Annotated in this window: 14 protein-coding genes; 7 read left to right on the top strand and 7 right to left on the bottom strand. The window is 66.7% G+C overall.

What is annotated here, in order from left to right; all coding sequences use genetic code 11:
* The first annotated feature begins 167 nt into the window (after positions 1 to 167).
* Complete coding sequence (locus tag QZM35_RS08740; RefSeq protein ID WP_060968669.1) at positions 168 to 428, top strand: type II toxin-antitoxin system Phd/YefM family antitoxin; 261 nt, start codon at positions 168 to 170, stop codon at positions 426 to 428.
* Entirely contained in the window at positions 425 to 691 is a 267-nt protein-coding gene (locus QZM35_RS08745; protein WP_089432992.1) for a Txe/YoeB family addiction module toxin, read from the top strand. Before QZM35_RS08740 ends, QZM35_RS08745 begins: the two co-directional genes overlap by 4 nt.
* A 14-nt stretch (positions 692 to 705) precedes the next feature.
* Here QZM35_RS08745 and QZM35_RS08750 read toward each other — a convergent pair whose 3' ends face one another.
* Positions 706 to 1,146, bottom strand: coding sequence for a DUF4087 domain-containing protein (locus QZM35_RS08750; RefSeq protein ID WP_301775790.1), 441 nt, complete (start codon positions 1,144 to 1,146; stop codon positions 706 to 708).
* A 138-nt stretch (positions 1,147 to 1,284) separates the two neighbouring features.
* Here QZM35_RS08750 and QZM35_RS08755 point away from each other — a divergent pair, with 138 nt between their 5' ends.
* On the top strand, positions 1,285 to 1,908 hold the full coding sequence (locus tag QZM35_RS08755; RefSeq protein ID WP_089427037.1) for an HAD hydrolase-like protein: 624 nt from the start codon (positions 1,285 to 1,287) through the stop codon (positions 1,906 to 1,908).
* A gap of 394 nt (positions 1,909 to 2,302) precedes the next feature.
* The gene (locus tag QZM35_RS08760) at positions 2,303 to 2,881 is read left to right on the top strand and encodes a DUF4142 domain-containing protein (protein ID WP_089427036.1); all 579 of its coding nucleotides are present in this window, start codon (positions 2,303 to 2,305) and stop codon (positions 2,879 to 2,881) included.
* A gap of 114 nt (positions 2,882 to 2,995) precedes the next feature.
* Here the strand turns inward: QZM35_RS08760 and QZM35_RS08765 are convergent, their stop codons facing one another.
* Both QZM35_RS08765 and QZM35_RS08770 read right to left on the bottom strand, forming a co-directional pair.
* On the bottom strand, positions 2,996 to 3,595 hold the full coding sequence (locus tag QZM35_RS08765; protein WP_089427035.1) for a GNAT family N-acetyltransferase: 600 nt from the start codon (positions 3,593 to 3,595) through the stop codon (positions 2,996 to 2,998).
* Positions 3,596 to 3,650: 55 nt separating this feature from the next.
* Complete coding sequence (locus tag QZM35_RS08770; protein WP_089432994.1) at positions 3,651 to 4,565, bottom strand: LysR family transcriptional regulator; 915 nt, start codon at positions 4,563 to 4,565, stop codon at positions 3,651 to 3,653.
* 109 nt (positions 4,566 to 4,674) lie between these two features.
* On the opposite strand from QZM35_RS08770, the gene lysA reads away from it, so the two are divergent.
* Positions 4,675 to 5,913, top strand: a complete 1,239-nt coding sequence (gene lysA / locus QZM35_RS08775; RefSeq protein ID WP_301775791.1) for a diaminopimelate decarboxylase — start codon at positions 4,675 to 4,677, stop codon at positions 5,911 to 5,913.
* A 49-nt stretch (positions 5,914 to 5,962) separates the two neighbouring features.
* Here lysA and QZM35_RS08780 read toward each other — a convergent pair whose 3' ends face one another.
* Positions 5,963 to 6,664 carry a YafY family protein gene (locus tag QZM35_RS08780; RefSeq protein ID WP_301775792.1) on the bottom strand — a complete coding sequence of 234 codons (702 nt, stop codon included), beginning with the start codon at positions 6,662 to 6,664 and terminating at the stop codon, positions 5,963 to 5,965.
* 77 nt (positions 6,665 to 6,741) lie between these two features.
* Here QZM35_RS08780 and QZM35_RS08785 point away from each other — a divergent pair, with 77 nt between their 5' ends.
* Entirely contained in the window at positions 6,742 to 7,110 is a 369-nt protein-coding gene (locus QZM35_RS08785) for a VOC family protein (RefSeq protein ID WP_089432997.1), read from the top strand.
* Between the two features lie 58 nt (positions 7,111 to 7,168).
* Here QZM35_RS08785 and QZM35_RS08790 read toward each other — a convergent pair whose 3' ends face one another.
* The gene (locus QZM35_RS08790; RefSeq protein ID WP_089427030.1) at positions 7,169 to 8,056 is read right to left on the bottom strand and encodes a DMT family transporter; all 888 of its coding nucleotides are present in this window, start codon (positions 8,054 to 8,056) and stop codon (positions 7,169 to 7,171) included.
* A 126-nt stretch (positions 8,057 to 8,182) separates the two neighbouring features.
* Between QZM35_RS08790 and QZM35_RS08795 the strand changes: the two genes are divergently transcribed.
* Positions 8,183 to 9,649: a PLP-dependent aminotransferase family protein gene (locus QZM35_RS08795; RefSeq protein WP_301775793.1), complete on the top strand. Its 1,467-nt coding sequence runs from the start codon at positions 8,183 to 8,185 to the stop codon at positions 9,647 to 9,649.
* Positions 9,650 to 9,657: 8 nt separating this feature from the next.
* Here QZM35_RS08795 and QZM35_RS08800 read toward each other — a convergent pair whose 3' ends face one another.
* Both QZM35_RS08800 and QZM35_RS08805 read right to left on the bottom strand, forming a co-directional pair.
* The gene (locus QZM35_RS08800) at positions 9,658 to 11,088 is read right to left on the bottom strand and encodes a cytosine permease (protein ID WP_301775794.1); all 1,431 of its coding nucleotides are present in this window, start codon (positions 11,086 to 11,088) and stop codon (positions 9,658 to 9,660) included.
* Positions 11,089 to 11,292: 204 nt separating this feature from the next.
* A partial coding sequence (locus QZM35_RS08805; protein ID WP_301775795.1) for an electron transfer flavoprotein subunit alpha/FixB family protein occupies positions 11,293 to 11,867 on the bottom strand: 575 nt, incomplete at its 5' end.

Consider the following 11,867-nt stretch of genomic DNA (forward strand, 5'->3'; position numbering starts at 1 on the left):
GCGGGCTACAAGCGGCGACACTTGTCGCCACGGCCAGACGGCACGCATGCTCATTCCGGGACGATTCTGGTGTGTAACGAGGCTGGCGCCGTCGACTTGTACAGCAAACCGTACACATCTATCGACTGTGCTAAACTTGTACCGTTATATGTACAAGTGAGGCAATCATGCGCACGATTCATTTTTCGGATGCCCGTGGCAATCTGAAGACCGTTATCGACCAGGTCGTCGACGATGCGGACGTGACGCTCATCACGCGCCGCGATGCACCGAACGCCGTCATCATGTCGCAGGACTACTACGACAGCCTGATGGAGACGGTGCACTTGCTGCGCTCGCCGGCCAACGTCGCCCATCTCGAGCGTTCGATCGCACAACTACGCAAGGGCAAGGCAAAGGAACACAAGCTCGCGGCGGATGACGAATGAGTGTACGCCGCGTGCTCTTTACTTCCGACGCGTGGAACGACTATGTCTACTGGCAGGGGCAGGATCGCAAGACGCTCAAGCGCATCAACCAGCTCATTCGCGAAGCCCAGCGAACGCCGTTCGAAGGCATCGGCAAACCCGAACCGTTAAAGGCAAATCTCTCCGGCTTCTGGTCGCGCCGTATCGACGACACGAACCGTCTGGTCTACGAGGCTGACGACTTGCAGATCAGCATCGTGTCCTGCCGCTACCACTACGAATAGCATCGCCCCGCGGCTCATGGCGCCCGCAACGCGCGATCTGCCTTGCAACGCTTCAACGGCAGCGGCAGCGCCGCGACTATCCGCGTCACCTCGCGCGTGCGCGGGTCAATTTCGAGGTCGAGGCATGCGCAACCGTAGCCATGCCCGCCGGCGTTGGTAACGACCCAGCCCTTCGTCGACATGTCGGGCATCTTGTCGAGGCCCGGTACAGGCTCGTTGCCCATCGTCAACAGTGTCCAGGTGCCGTCCTTGTCGTTCAGCCACCAGTTGGCCGGCGACGGATTCTCAAGCCATCCGCAGCGCTTTTCCGGTGCGGCAGATACCTGCGTCGCGGCTGCCACAGTAAAGGCTGCACCCAGCATCCACATTGCAAGACGTGCACGAGTGATTGTCATGTGATCGATCCGGAAACGAATGTGCATCGGGAAACCGCCATTGCGGGTGCCGGACAGCATACCGGGCTTTCTCTCGCATGTCGCTCGTCCGCACCAGCCGTCCGGTCGCCTCGATCGTCGCGAGCGGCGACTACGAGATCGGCTTTCAGCAGATTCGGTGACAATGTCACCTGCCCAACAAGTGCGCCATGCCGCTCCATGCCCTACCGCCTCATCGCATTCGACTTCGACGGCACGCTCGCCGATTCGCTCGACAGCTTTCTCGCGGCGCTGTCGGAAGCGTCGCGCATGCACGGCTTTCGCGACGCCACGCCCGACCTGCGCCCGGCGCTGCGCGGCATGTCGGCGCGCGACATCATTCGCGCGCTCGACGTGCCGATGTGGAAAGTGCCGCGCGTGACGATCGACATGCGCCGCCTGATGCAGCCGCGCGTCGCGCAAGTGGCGCTGTTCCCCGGCGTCGACGAAACGTTCGACGCGCTCGCCGCGCGCGGCATCCGCATCGCGATCGCCACGTCCAATACCGAGGCGATCGTGCGTGACCGGCTCGGCCCGCATGCCAGCAGCCGTGTCGAGCATTTCGCGTGCGGCATTCCGCTGTTCGGCAAGGCGCGTCGCCTGCGCGCACTCGTTCATGAGGCCGGCGTGCGCAGCGACGAAGTGCTGTACGTCGGCGATGAAATCCGCGACGCCGACGCGGCACGTCGCGCGCGCATCGCATTCCAGGGCGTCGCGTGGGGCTACACCGCGCCGGACGCGTTGCAGGCGCATTGCGCGACACCGTTGCTGCCGCGTCTCGACGCATTGCTCGATCGCGTGTGACGCATGCGCGTGCTGCGCGCATCCGGTTCGCCCCATCGCGCGATGCGCACGTCATCGCACGACACAGCCGCACGACGATGAAATGCGGATGACACCCACGTGCATCCCGCACGCGTCATGCACGCAAAAATTGCCGCCGTCGCACACGCAACAGGTACGCACTACCTGTCGGCGTGCTGGCTCACCGATTCGTCTTACTATCCGTTACACAAACCACAGCGCGGTTGCACCTGCTACCGGATCGCTCTCCTAGAATCAGTCGGGCCGGGAAACACTTCGACCGGCGCCGCGGCAGAGCGGCGGTCGAATCCGGTCCGGGCGCGCCCGGTCTCTCGCACAGCGACGGATCACGTGATCCGTTTTTCAACCAGAGCCCCGATTGAAAGGAGGTCCCATGAACCGCTTTCCCCAACTCTCGCGCCTTGCTTTGTCTGCCGCTGGCCTGCTGCTCGTCGCCGTGACGGCGACCGCGCAAACCGCACAACCGGCACCGGCCTCACCGAACGCACCGGCCGCCGCCGCGACGCGTATCCACGAAGCCGACCAGGCCTTCATCACCGACGGCACGAAGACCGTGTCGACGCAGCACGACGCGGCACGCATCGCCGATTCGCGCACGTCGGACAGCCAGGTCAAGGCGTTCGCGCAACGCGTGTCGACCGACGATGAAAAGATCATCCAGGCGATGCGCGCAGCCAGCCCGCGCGGCGTCGACGTGCCGGCCAACGATCCCGACACGGCCGTGCTGAGCAGCATCAAGAACCTGCGCGGCGCCGAGTTCGACAAGGCGTATATCGAGCAGGTCGCGCTCGCCGGCCAGCAGAAGACCATCTCGGCATTCCAGGCCGAAATCGCGTCGGGCCGCGACACGAAGCTGAAGGAAGTCGCACGCCAGTCGCTGCCGATCCTGCAGAAGCACTACGCCGACGCGCAGAAGCTCGCGGAACGCCACCACCTCGCATCGGCGCAGTAACGCGCCGCAGCGCCGCGCATCACGCGCGGCGCACTGCTTCCCCCTGTCGTCGCGTCGCCGCTCCCCTTCCGGCGGCGCGACGCATGTCAAACGTCACGCTTCACGCGTGACACGTTACGTCGCAAGCTTCGCCAGCAGCCGCGCACGCACCTCCGGCCATTCGTCGTCGATGATGCTGAAGCGCACCGAATTGCGCTTGCGGCCATCCGGCATGATCCGTTCGTGCCGCACGATCCCTTCCTGCTTCGCACCGAGCCGCAGGATCGCCGCGCGCGATTTCTCGTTCAGCTCGTCGGTCGTGAACTGCACGCGCACGCAGTGCAGCACGTCGAACGCATAGCCCAGCAGCAGCCATTTCGCTTCGGTATTTGCGCGCGTGCGCTGCGCCGATTCGCTCAGCCACGTATGGCCGATCTCGAGCTTGCGGTTCTTGCGATCGATCTTCCAGAAACGCGTGCTGCCGATCACGCGGCCCGATGCGCGATCGACGATCGCAAACGGCATCACGGTGCCGGCCGAACGCCCCTGCAATGCGGTGTCGATATACGCGTCGATCGTCTCGGGGCCCGGCACGACCGTGACCTTCAGGTTCCACAGCTGGCCGTCGGCAGCCGCGTCCAGCAGCGCCTGCCGGTCGGATGAATCGAGCGGCCTCAGTTCGACGTGTTCGCCGGTGAGGATCGGTGGTTCGAGGGAAGCAGAAGCGTCGGTCATGAAGGATTCCGGAAAGTGGTGGCGATAGCGGCGAAACACCGATCATACGGCCGCGTCAGCCGAGGAGCGCGGCCAACCGGCGGCGAATCGCCTTTGCCTCGCCGCGCAACGCGTCGCCAAACGCATCGACGAGCAAGCTCTTCGGCCGGTGCTCGGGCACGATCACGCTGACCCGGTACGGAAACGAGCGCGTGAGCGGCCGCACGTGCAGGTCGCGCCCGACGAAATCGAGCGCGGTCAGCGGATTGACGATCGCGGCACCGAGCCCCTGCCGGACGAACGCACACACCGACACGGCCGACGGTGTTTCGACGACCGAGCGCGGCGCCACGCCGAGCTGCGCGAACGCCTCGTCGATCAGGATGCGGTACGGATCGTTCAGCGACAGGCTCACGAACGGGCGATCCGCGAGATCCGGCAGATCGATCGCGTCCTGCGCGAGCAGCGGATGGCCGTCGGGCAGCACGCACACTTCGTCGACTTCGAGCAGCGGCGTGAGCACGGTGCCGGCCGGCGCGACGTCGCGCTCGGTCAGCCCGAGGTCGTAACGCTGCGCGGTCAGCCACTCTTCGAGCACCGGCGATTCCTGCGTCGCCACCGACACGCTGACGCCAGCATGCTGCTCGCTAAAACGCCGGCACGCACCGGGCAGGATCGCGTGCGAGAACGCCGGCAACGCGATCACCGACAACTGACCGTCACGAAACTCGCGCAGGCGCGCGGCGGTTGCCGCGACACGTTCAAGCCCCACATACGCGAGCCGCACGTCGTCGAACAGCGTGAGCGCGGCCATCGTCGGCCGCAGCCGGCCGTGCGCACGCTCGAACAGCGCGAAGCCCACGACCTGCTCCATGCGCGCAAGCTCGCGGCTGATCGTCGGTTGCGACGTATAGAGCATCTCGGCTGCGCGTGTCGTGCTGCCGGTGACCATCAGCGCGCGAAAGACCTCGATATGGCGGTGCGTGAGCATGATCGGCTATATCAGATATGAATCGAATGTCGATAAACAGGCATTTTACTGGATAGGCAATCTGGCGCATCATTCCCGTTATCCGTTCATTCGACCCGATTCATCTGCCATGTCTCTCGATTCCCGCCAGCTCGCGACGCTCGCGCAGCAATACGGCACCCCGCTGTGGGTGTACGACGCCGACGTCATCCGCGACCGCATCGCCCAACTGCGCCAGTTCGACGTGATCCGTTATGCGCAGAAGGCGAACTCGAACGTCCATATCCTGAAGCTGATGCGCGAGGAAGGCGCGTGCGTCGATGCGGTGTCGCTCGGCGAGATCGAGCGCAGCCTCGCGGCCGGGTTCAGCCCCGCCGGCGAGCCGGAAGGCGTGGTGTTCACGGCCGACCTGATCGACCGCCCGACGCTCGCGGCCGTGCTGAAGCACGGCGTGACCGTGAACGCCGGTTCGCTCGACATGCTCGCCCGCATCGGCGAGCACGCGCCCGGCCACCGCGTGTGGCTGCGCGTCAACCCCGGTTTCGGCCACGGCCACAGCAACAAGACCAACACCGGCGGCCCGCAGAGCAAGCACGGCATCTGGATCGACGACGTGCCGCGCGCGATCGAGATCGTGCGCCAGTACGGGCTGAAGCTCGTCGGCATCCACATGCATATCGGCTCGGGCGTCGACTACGGCCACCTGTCGCAGGTGTGCGATGCGATGGTCGATCTCGTCACGTCGCTCGGCCATGACATCGACGCGATCTCGGCCGGCGGCGGCCTGTCGATCCCGTATCGCGACGGCGAGCCGCGCGTCGACGTCGGTCACTACTTCAGCCAGTGGGACGCCGCGCGCAAGCGGATCGAGCGTCACCTCGGCCACCCGGTGCGCATCGAGATCGAGCCGGGTCGCTTCCTCGTCGCCGAAGCCGGCACGCTCGTCACCGAAGTGCAGGCCGTCAACCGCCGGCCGAAGCACGACTTCGTGCTGATCGACGCGGGCTTCAACGACCTGATGCGCCCGTCGATGTACGGCAGCTACCACGCGGTGTCGGTGCACACGCACGATGGCGCGCTGCCGGCCGGACGGCCGCTCGTCGATCTCGCGATCGCGGGGCCGCTGTGCGAATCGGGCGACGTGTTCACGCAGGACGCGGGCGGCGTGGTCACGCACCGCAAGCTGGCGCAGCCGCAGATCGGCGACCTGCTGTTCCTGCATGATGCAGGCGCGTATGGCGCGTCGATGTCATCGAACTACAACAGCCGGCCGCTCGCGCCGGAAGTGCTCGTCGATCGCGGCACGCCGCGGCTGATTCGCCGCCGGCAGACGATCGACGAATTGCTCGCGCTCGAAACGTTCGAGTAACGCCTGCATGACGGAACGGGGTGCGCGGCCTGCGCGCCCCGGCCGCCCCCTACCTCACCGTCACGCGCACGTCGGCACCCGCCGCGCGCCACGCCTTCAGCAACGCCGCGCGCCGCCGTGGATAGCGCACCTCCAGCGGTTCGAGCGCGACGATGCGATCCGCCCGGAAATGCCGGAAATCGTTCCGGTCTTCGCACCACGCCGCCAGGATCCGCACGTCATTGAAATAGCCGAGCGCGAACGGCCACACGATCCGTTCGTCGATCGTTTTCCGGCGCTCGCCCGCATAGCGGATCCCGAGCTTGCTTTCGGTGCGGATCGCCGCGCGCACGACACCCATGTCGATGGTTTCGCGGTCCACGATCGTGCGCGGGCCGACGAGCAGTGTCGTGCATTCCATCTCGCGGCGCAGCTCGGCCGGCAGCACCGCGGAAATCTTCGCGAGTGCATCGGCAGCCGCCGCCGTGAGCTGCGCATCGGCAAACTTCCCGACCCAGCGAAAGCCGAGCATCAGCGCTTCCAGTTCCGCCTGCGAAAACATCAGCGGCGGCAGCATGAATCCCGCACGCAGCACATAGCCGATACCGGCCTCGCCTTCGATGTCCGCGCCCTGTGCCTGCAGCGACGCGATATCGCGATAGACCGTACGGAGGCTGATGCCGAGCTCCCCGGCCAGCACGCGGCCGCTCACCGGGCGGCGGTGGCGCCGCAGCACCTGCAGCAGCGAGAGCAATCGTTCGGCACGCGTCATTGTTCCATGCTGCCACTTTCTGACAGCATCCGTTCATAGAATGACACGCATCTTAATCGAACCCTGGATGGCTCCGCATGACTTCCCCGAATCTCGTTCTTCTGTATGTCGAGGACCCGGCGCGTAGCGCGCAGTTCTACGAGCGCCTGTTCGGGCGCGCGCCGGTCGCCGCGTTTCCCACCTATGCGGCGTTCACGTTCGACAACGGGCTGCACCTGGGCCTGTGGTCGACCAGCGCGCGCGATTTCGTGTCGGGCGGCGCCGGCCACCGGTCGGAACTAGCGTTCATGGTCGACGACGACCGCGAGGTCCAGCGCCTGTACGACGCATGGCAATCGCTCGGCGTGCCGTTCGAGCAAGCGCCGATGACGGCCGTGTTCGGCCTGACGTTCGTCGCGCTCGACCCGGACGGCCACCGCTTGCGCGTGTGCACGCCGGACGCTTGAGTGCGCACGGACGCGACCTTCGACCGGTCGCGCCCGCGCATCGGTTCAGGCTTGTACGTCAGCCCGCGCGCCGCACGGGCGCCATTTTCGAGAAGTACTTCGCACCCGCCACGCAGCCGACCACGACGACCGTCACCGCGACCATCGACGGCGGCACCGTCTCGTGCAGCAGCCCGGCCGCCAGCAGCAGGCCGAAGAACGGCTGCAGCAGCTGCAACTGACCGACCCCTGCGATCCCGCCGAGCGCGAGCCCGCGATACCAGAACACGAAGCCGATCAGCATGCTGAACAGCGACACGTACGCGAGCCCCCACAGCGCGGCGGCATCGACGCCGTCGAACGACACGGGCCAGGTGAACCACGTGAGCGGCAGCATCAGCGGCAGCGACAGCACGAGCGCCCACGAGATCACCTGCCAGCCGCCGAGCTCGCGCGACAGGCGGGCGCCTTCCGCGTAGCCCAGCCCGCACGCGACGATCGCGGCCAGCATCAGCGCATCGCCGACCACCGACGCCTGGCCGCCGTTGCGCAACGCAAACGCGGCCACCGCGCCGCTGCCGATGATCGAGAAGATCCAGAACGGCAGCCGCGGCCGTTCGCCGCCGCGCCACACGCCGAACAGCGCGGTCGCGAGCGGCAGCAACCCGACGAACACGATCGCGTGCGCCGATGTCACGTGCTTCAGCGCAAGCGCCGTCAGCAACGGAAAGCCGATCACGACCCCGAGCGCGACGATGGCGAGCGACACCGCCTCGGCACGTGTCGGGCGCCGCTGCTTCAGCCCGACGAGCAGCAGCAGGCCGAGCGCGCCGGCGATCGTCGCGCGCACAAAGGTGAGGAACAGCGGATCGAGCCCCTGCACCGCGATACGTGTCGCGGGCAGCGAGCCACTGAAGATGATCACGCCCAGCAGGCCGCTGAGCCATCCGTCGGTCGTCTTTTGCACGGGAAATCCTGAACGGGGAAAGTGGATGACCGATGATCCGCCGCCCGCGAAAAGCGCGTAAGCTACAGACCAATACAATTCGGACAAACTGTACTGGACAACCGGCCGTACAGTTCATTCTTCGCCATGAGCCAGGCCGCCCCGCTTCCCGTTCCACCCACCCCGTCGCGCACGCGGGTGGAAACCGTGATGGATACGTTGCGTGCACGCATCGCGAGCCGCGCGCTGGTGCCCGGCGCGCGCGTGCCGTCGATCCGGATGATGGCGGACGCGCTGGGCGTGTCGAAATCGACCGTCGTCGATGCGTACGAGCGGCTCGCGAGCGAAGGCGTGCTGGTCGCGCGGCGCGGCTCGGGTTTCTATGTGTCGGGGCATGCGCCGCCGCTCGCGCTCGCCGATCTCGGCCCGCAGCTCGATCGCGGGCTCGATCCGCTGTGGCTGTCGCGCCAGTCGCTCGAAGCGGCGCCGACGTCCGTGAAGCCCGGTTGCGGATGGCTGCCGCCGTCGTGGCTGCCCGACGAGAGCCTGCGCCGCGCGCTGCGCGCCGCGTCGCGCGACGAAGCCGACGCGCTGACCGACTATGCGACACCGCTCGGCCTGCCCGCGATGCGCCAGCAGCTCGCCTGGCGACTTGCGCAGCACGGCGTCCAGGCCGAACCCACGCAGATCATGCTGACCGACGGCGGCTCGCACGCGCTCGATCTCGTCTGCCGGCTGCTGCTGGAGCCGGGTGACACGGTCGTGCTCGACGATCCGTGCTACTTCAACTTCCAGGCGCTGCTGCGCGCGCACCGTGCGCGGATCGTCAGCGTCCCGTACACGCCGAACGGCCCCGATCTCGCGCGCTTCGAGCAGGTGCTCGCCGAACACCGGCCGCGCCTGTACATCACCAACTCCGCGCTGCACAACCCGACCGGCGCGACGCTCGCGGCGCCCGTCGCGCACCGGCTGCTGACGCTCGCGGCCGAACATGGCCTGCTGATCGTCGAGGACGACATCTTCGCGGATTTCGAGAGTACGCCGGCCCCGCGCCTCGCGGCTTTCGACGGGCTGTCGCGCGTCGTGTCGATCGGCAGCTTCTCGAAGACGCTGTCGGCCGCGATCCGCTGCGGCTACGTCGCCGCGCGCCCGGAATGGATCGAGGCGCTCGTCGACCTGAAGCTCGCGACGTCGTTCGGCCATGCGCAGATCGGCGCGAACGTCGTCCACCGGCTGCTCGTCGACGGCACGTACCGGCGCCACGTCGACAGCCTGCGCGCACGCCTCGCAGACGCGATGGGCGAAACGCTCCGGCGCGTCACGCGCGCCGGGCTCAGGATCTGGACGGAGCCGCGCGGCGGCCTGTTCGTGTGGGCGGAGTTGCCCGACGGGCTCGACGCCGCACGCGTCGCGCGCCATGCGCTGGACCACGACATGGTGCTCGCGCCCGGTAACGTGTTCAGCGCTTCGCACAATGCAACGTCGTACCTGCGCTTCAACGTGTCGCGCTGCAAGGGGCCGGCGGTGTTCGATGCGCTGGCGCGGGCGATGGAGGCAGTGCGGGCGGCACCGCACGACAGCGGTGCGCGGCCCAGTGAGCCTGCCCGCGCGTGAACGTCGCGTCACTCGGCGTCGCCGGCCGATCGCGGCGCGATCGGTCGATCCGGTACGTTCGCCGTCGATCCGCGCGACACGATGTAGTACAGCAGGCCCGGCACGACGATCCCGACGATCCACGACACGTCCACGCCGCCAAGCGCATCGACCCACGGCCCCGTATAGAACCCGGTCGCGACGAACGGCATCTGCACGAGCACGCCGAGTGCATAGACCACGATGCCCGCGACGTTCCAGCGCCCGTACCGGCCGTCGGGATCGAAGAGCGCCGACACGTCGTAGCGTCCGCGCGTGACGCAGTAGTAGTCGACGAGGTTGATCGCGCTCCACGGCGTGAAGAACACGAGCAGGAACAGCAGAAACGACGAAAACGCCTTCAGGAAATCGTGCTGTCCGGCGAGCGCGATGCCACTCGATGCGGCGACGGTCAGCAAAACGAACACGATGCGCGTGCGCGGTGAAATCTCGCGCCGGCCGCCGAATCCGGTCAGGATCGCCGCAACCGACATGACACTGCCGTACGCATTGAGCGTCGTGATCGTCAGCTTGCCCAGCGCGATCGTCAGATAAAGCACGGCGGCGATCGCGCCTGACGCGCCTAGACCGACAATGAACGCGACCTCGTGCCCCGAAAAGCGATCGCCGGCGAGCGCGGCGGCCAGCACGCCGAATGTCATCGACACCTGCGCGCCGATCACGGTACCGGCGAACACCGCGAGAAAGGTCTTCCTGGGCGACGTCGACTTCGGCAGGTAGCGGGAATAGTCGGCGACATACGGGCCATAAGCGATCTGCCACGACGCGGACAATGACACCGCGAGCAGAAACGACGCGAGCGTGAAATGACGATTCGCGAGCAGCACGCTGAACGCATGCCCGTGCAACAGGCTCGCGAACAGGTACAGGAACGCGAGGGTGCCGACGATACTCGAGACGCGGCCCATCGCATGAATCGTGCGATAGCCTAGGCCCGTGAGCAGGACGATGAGCGCCGAGAAAATCAGAATCGCCGTGGCATGGTCGACGCTCAGCAATTCCGAGATCGCCTGTCCGGCCAGCACCGTACCGCCCGCCGAGAATCCGACATACATCACGCAGACGAGCACGAGCGGCACGATCGCGCCGTACACGCCGAACTGCACGCGGCTCGAGATCATTTGCGGCAACCCGAGCTGCGGCCCTTGCGCGCCATGCAGCGCCATCACCGCTCCACCGAGCATCTGCCCCGCCAGCAGGCCGATCAGCGACCAGAACACGTCACCGCCCAGCACCACCGCGAGCGCGCCGACGACAACCGCCGTGACCTGCAGGTTCGCGCCGAACCACAAGGTGAACTGACTGAAGAGATTGCCGTGGCGCTCGGCTTCGGGAATGTAGTCGATCGAGCGGCGCTCGATCAGCGATGAATGGGCGACGGGTGAAGCGGTACGTTCCATGCTCGGCTCCTGACCGGTGGAAAACTGCGCTTGGGAATCGCTCGGACCCTGGAGCTGTTCCAGCCGGTCGCGCAAACGCACCCGGGTGTGCGTCGACGGCGACCGGCCGGCGAAGCCGGAAAGGTCCTGTGCAGGGTTCGCGCGCCGACCCAACGGGAAGACGGTGCGCGCAGGATCAGGCGATCCTGACGGATTGGGGGGAAATCAGATCGACACGGTCAGCGCCGGAACCAGCTCGTGCAGATCGCCGACGAGGCCGTAGTCGGCCACACTGAAGATCGGCGCTTCGGGATCCTTGTTGATCGCGACGATCACCTTCGAATCCTTCATGCCGGCCAGGTGCTGGATCGCACCGGAGATGCCGACCGCGATGTACAGCTGCGGCGCAACGATCTTGCCGGTCTGGCCGACTTGATAGTCGTTCGGCACGTAGCCCGCGTCGACTGCCGCGCGCGATGCGCCCAGCGCCGCGCTCAGCTTGTCCGCCAGCGGCTCCAGCACCTTCGTGTAGTTCTCGCCGCTGCCCAGACCTCGGCCGCCCGACACGATGATGCTTGCGCTCGTCAGTTCCGGACGGTCCAGCTTCGTCACTTCACGGCTCACGAACTGCGACTTGCCTGCATCAGCTGCCGCTTCGATCTTCTCGACCGATGCGCTGCCGCCTTCCGCTGCCACCGGATCGAAACCCGTTGCACGCACCGTGATGACCTTGATCGGATCGCTCGACTGCACCGTCGCGATCGCGTTGCCCGCGTAGATCGGGCGCTCGAACGTGTCGG

The sequence above is a fragment of the Burkholderia sp. AU45274 genome (assembly GCF_030482505.1).
GTDB lineage: Bacteria > Pseudomonadota > Gammaproteobacteria > Burkholderiales > Burkholderiaceae > Burkholderia.

Bases quoted from the DNA above. Each gene is read 5' to 3' on its own strand.
- QZM35_RS08755 (WP_089427037.1), top strand. From the start codon at position 1,285: ATGCCCTACCGCCTCATCGCATTCGACTTCGACGGCACGCTCGCCGAT.
- QZM35_RS08770 (WP_089432994.1), bottom strand. From the start codon at position 4,565: ATGCTCACGCACCGCCATATCGAGGTCTTTCGCGCGCTGATGGTCACC.
- QZM35_RS08765 (WP_089427035.1), bottom strand. From the start codon at position 3,595: ATGACCGACGCTTCTGCTTCCCTCGAACCACCGATCCTCACCGGCGAA.
- QZM35_RS08780 (WP_301775792.1), bottom strand. From the start codon at position 6,664: ATGACGCGTGCCGAACGATTGCTCTCGCTGCTGCAGGTGCTGCGGCGC.
- QZM35_RS08750 (WP_301775790.1), bottom strand. From the start codon at position 1,146: ATGCTGTCCGGCACCCGCAATGGCGGTTTCCCGATGCACATTCGTTTC.
- QZM35_RS08795 (WP_301775793.1), top strand. From the start codon at position 8,183: ATGAGCCAGGCCGCCCCGCTTCCCGTTCCACCCACCCCGTCGCGCACG.
- QZM35_RS08745 (WP_089432992.1), top strand. From the start codon at position 425: ATGAGTGTACGCCGCGTGCTCTTTACTTCCGACGCGTGGAACGACTAT.
- lysA (WP_301775791.1), top strand. From the start codon at position 4,675: ATGTCTCTCGATTCCCGCCAGCTCGCGACGCTCGCGCAGCAATACGGC.
- QZM35_RS08800 (WP_301775794.1), bottom strand. From the start codon at position 11,088: ATGGAACGTACCGCTTCACCCGTCGCCCATTCATCGCTGATCGAGCGC.
- QZM35_RS08740 (WP_060968669.1), top strand. From the start codon at position 168: ATGCGCACGATTCATTTTTCGGATGCCCGTGGCAATCTGAAGACCGTT.
- QZM35_RS08760 (WP_089427036.1), top strand. From the start codon at position 2,303: ATGAACCGCTTTCCCCAACTCTCGCGCCTTGCTTTGTCTGCCGCTGGC.
- QZM35_RS08785 (WP_089432997.1), top strand. From the start codon at position 6,742: ATGACTTCCCCGAATCTCGTTCTTCTGTATGTCGAGGACCCGGCGCGT.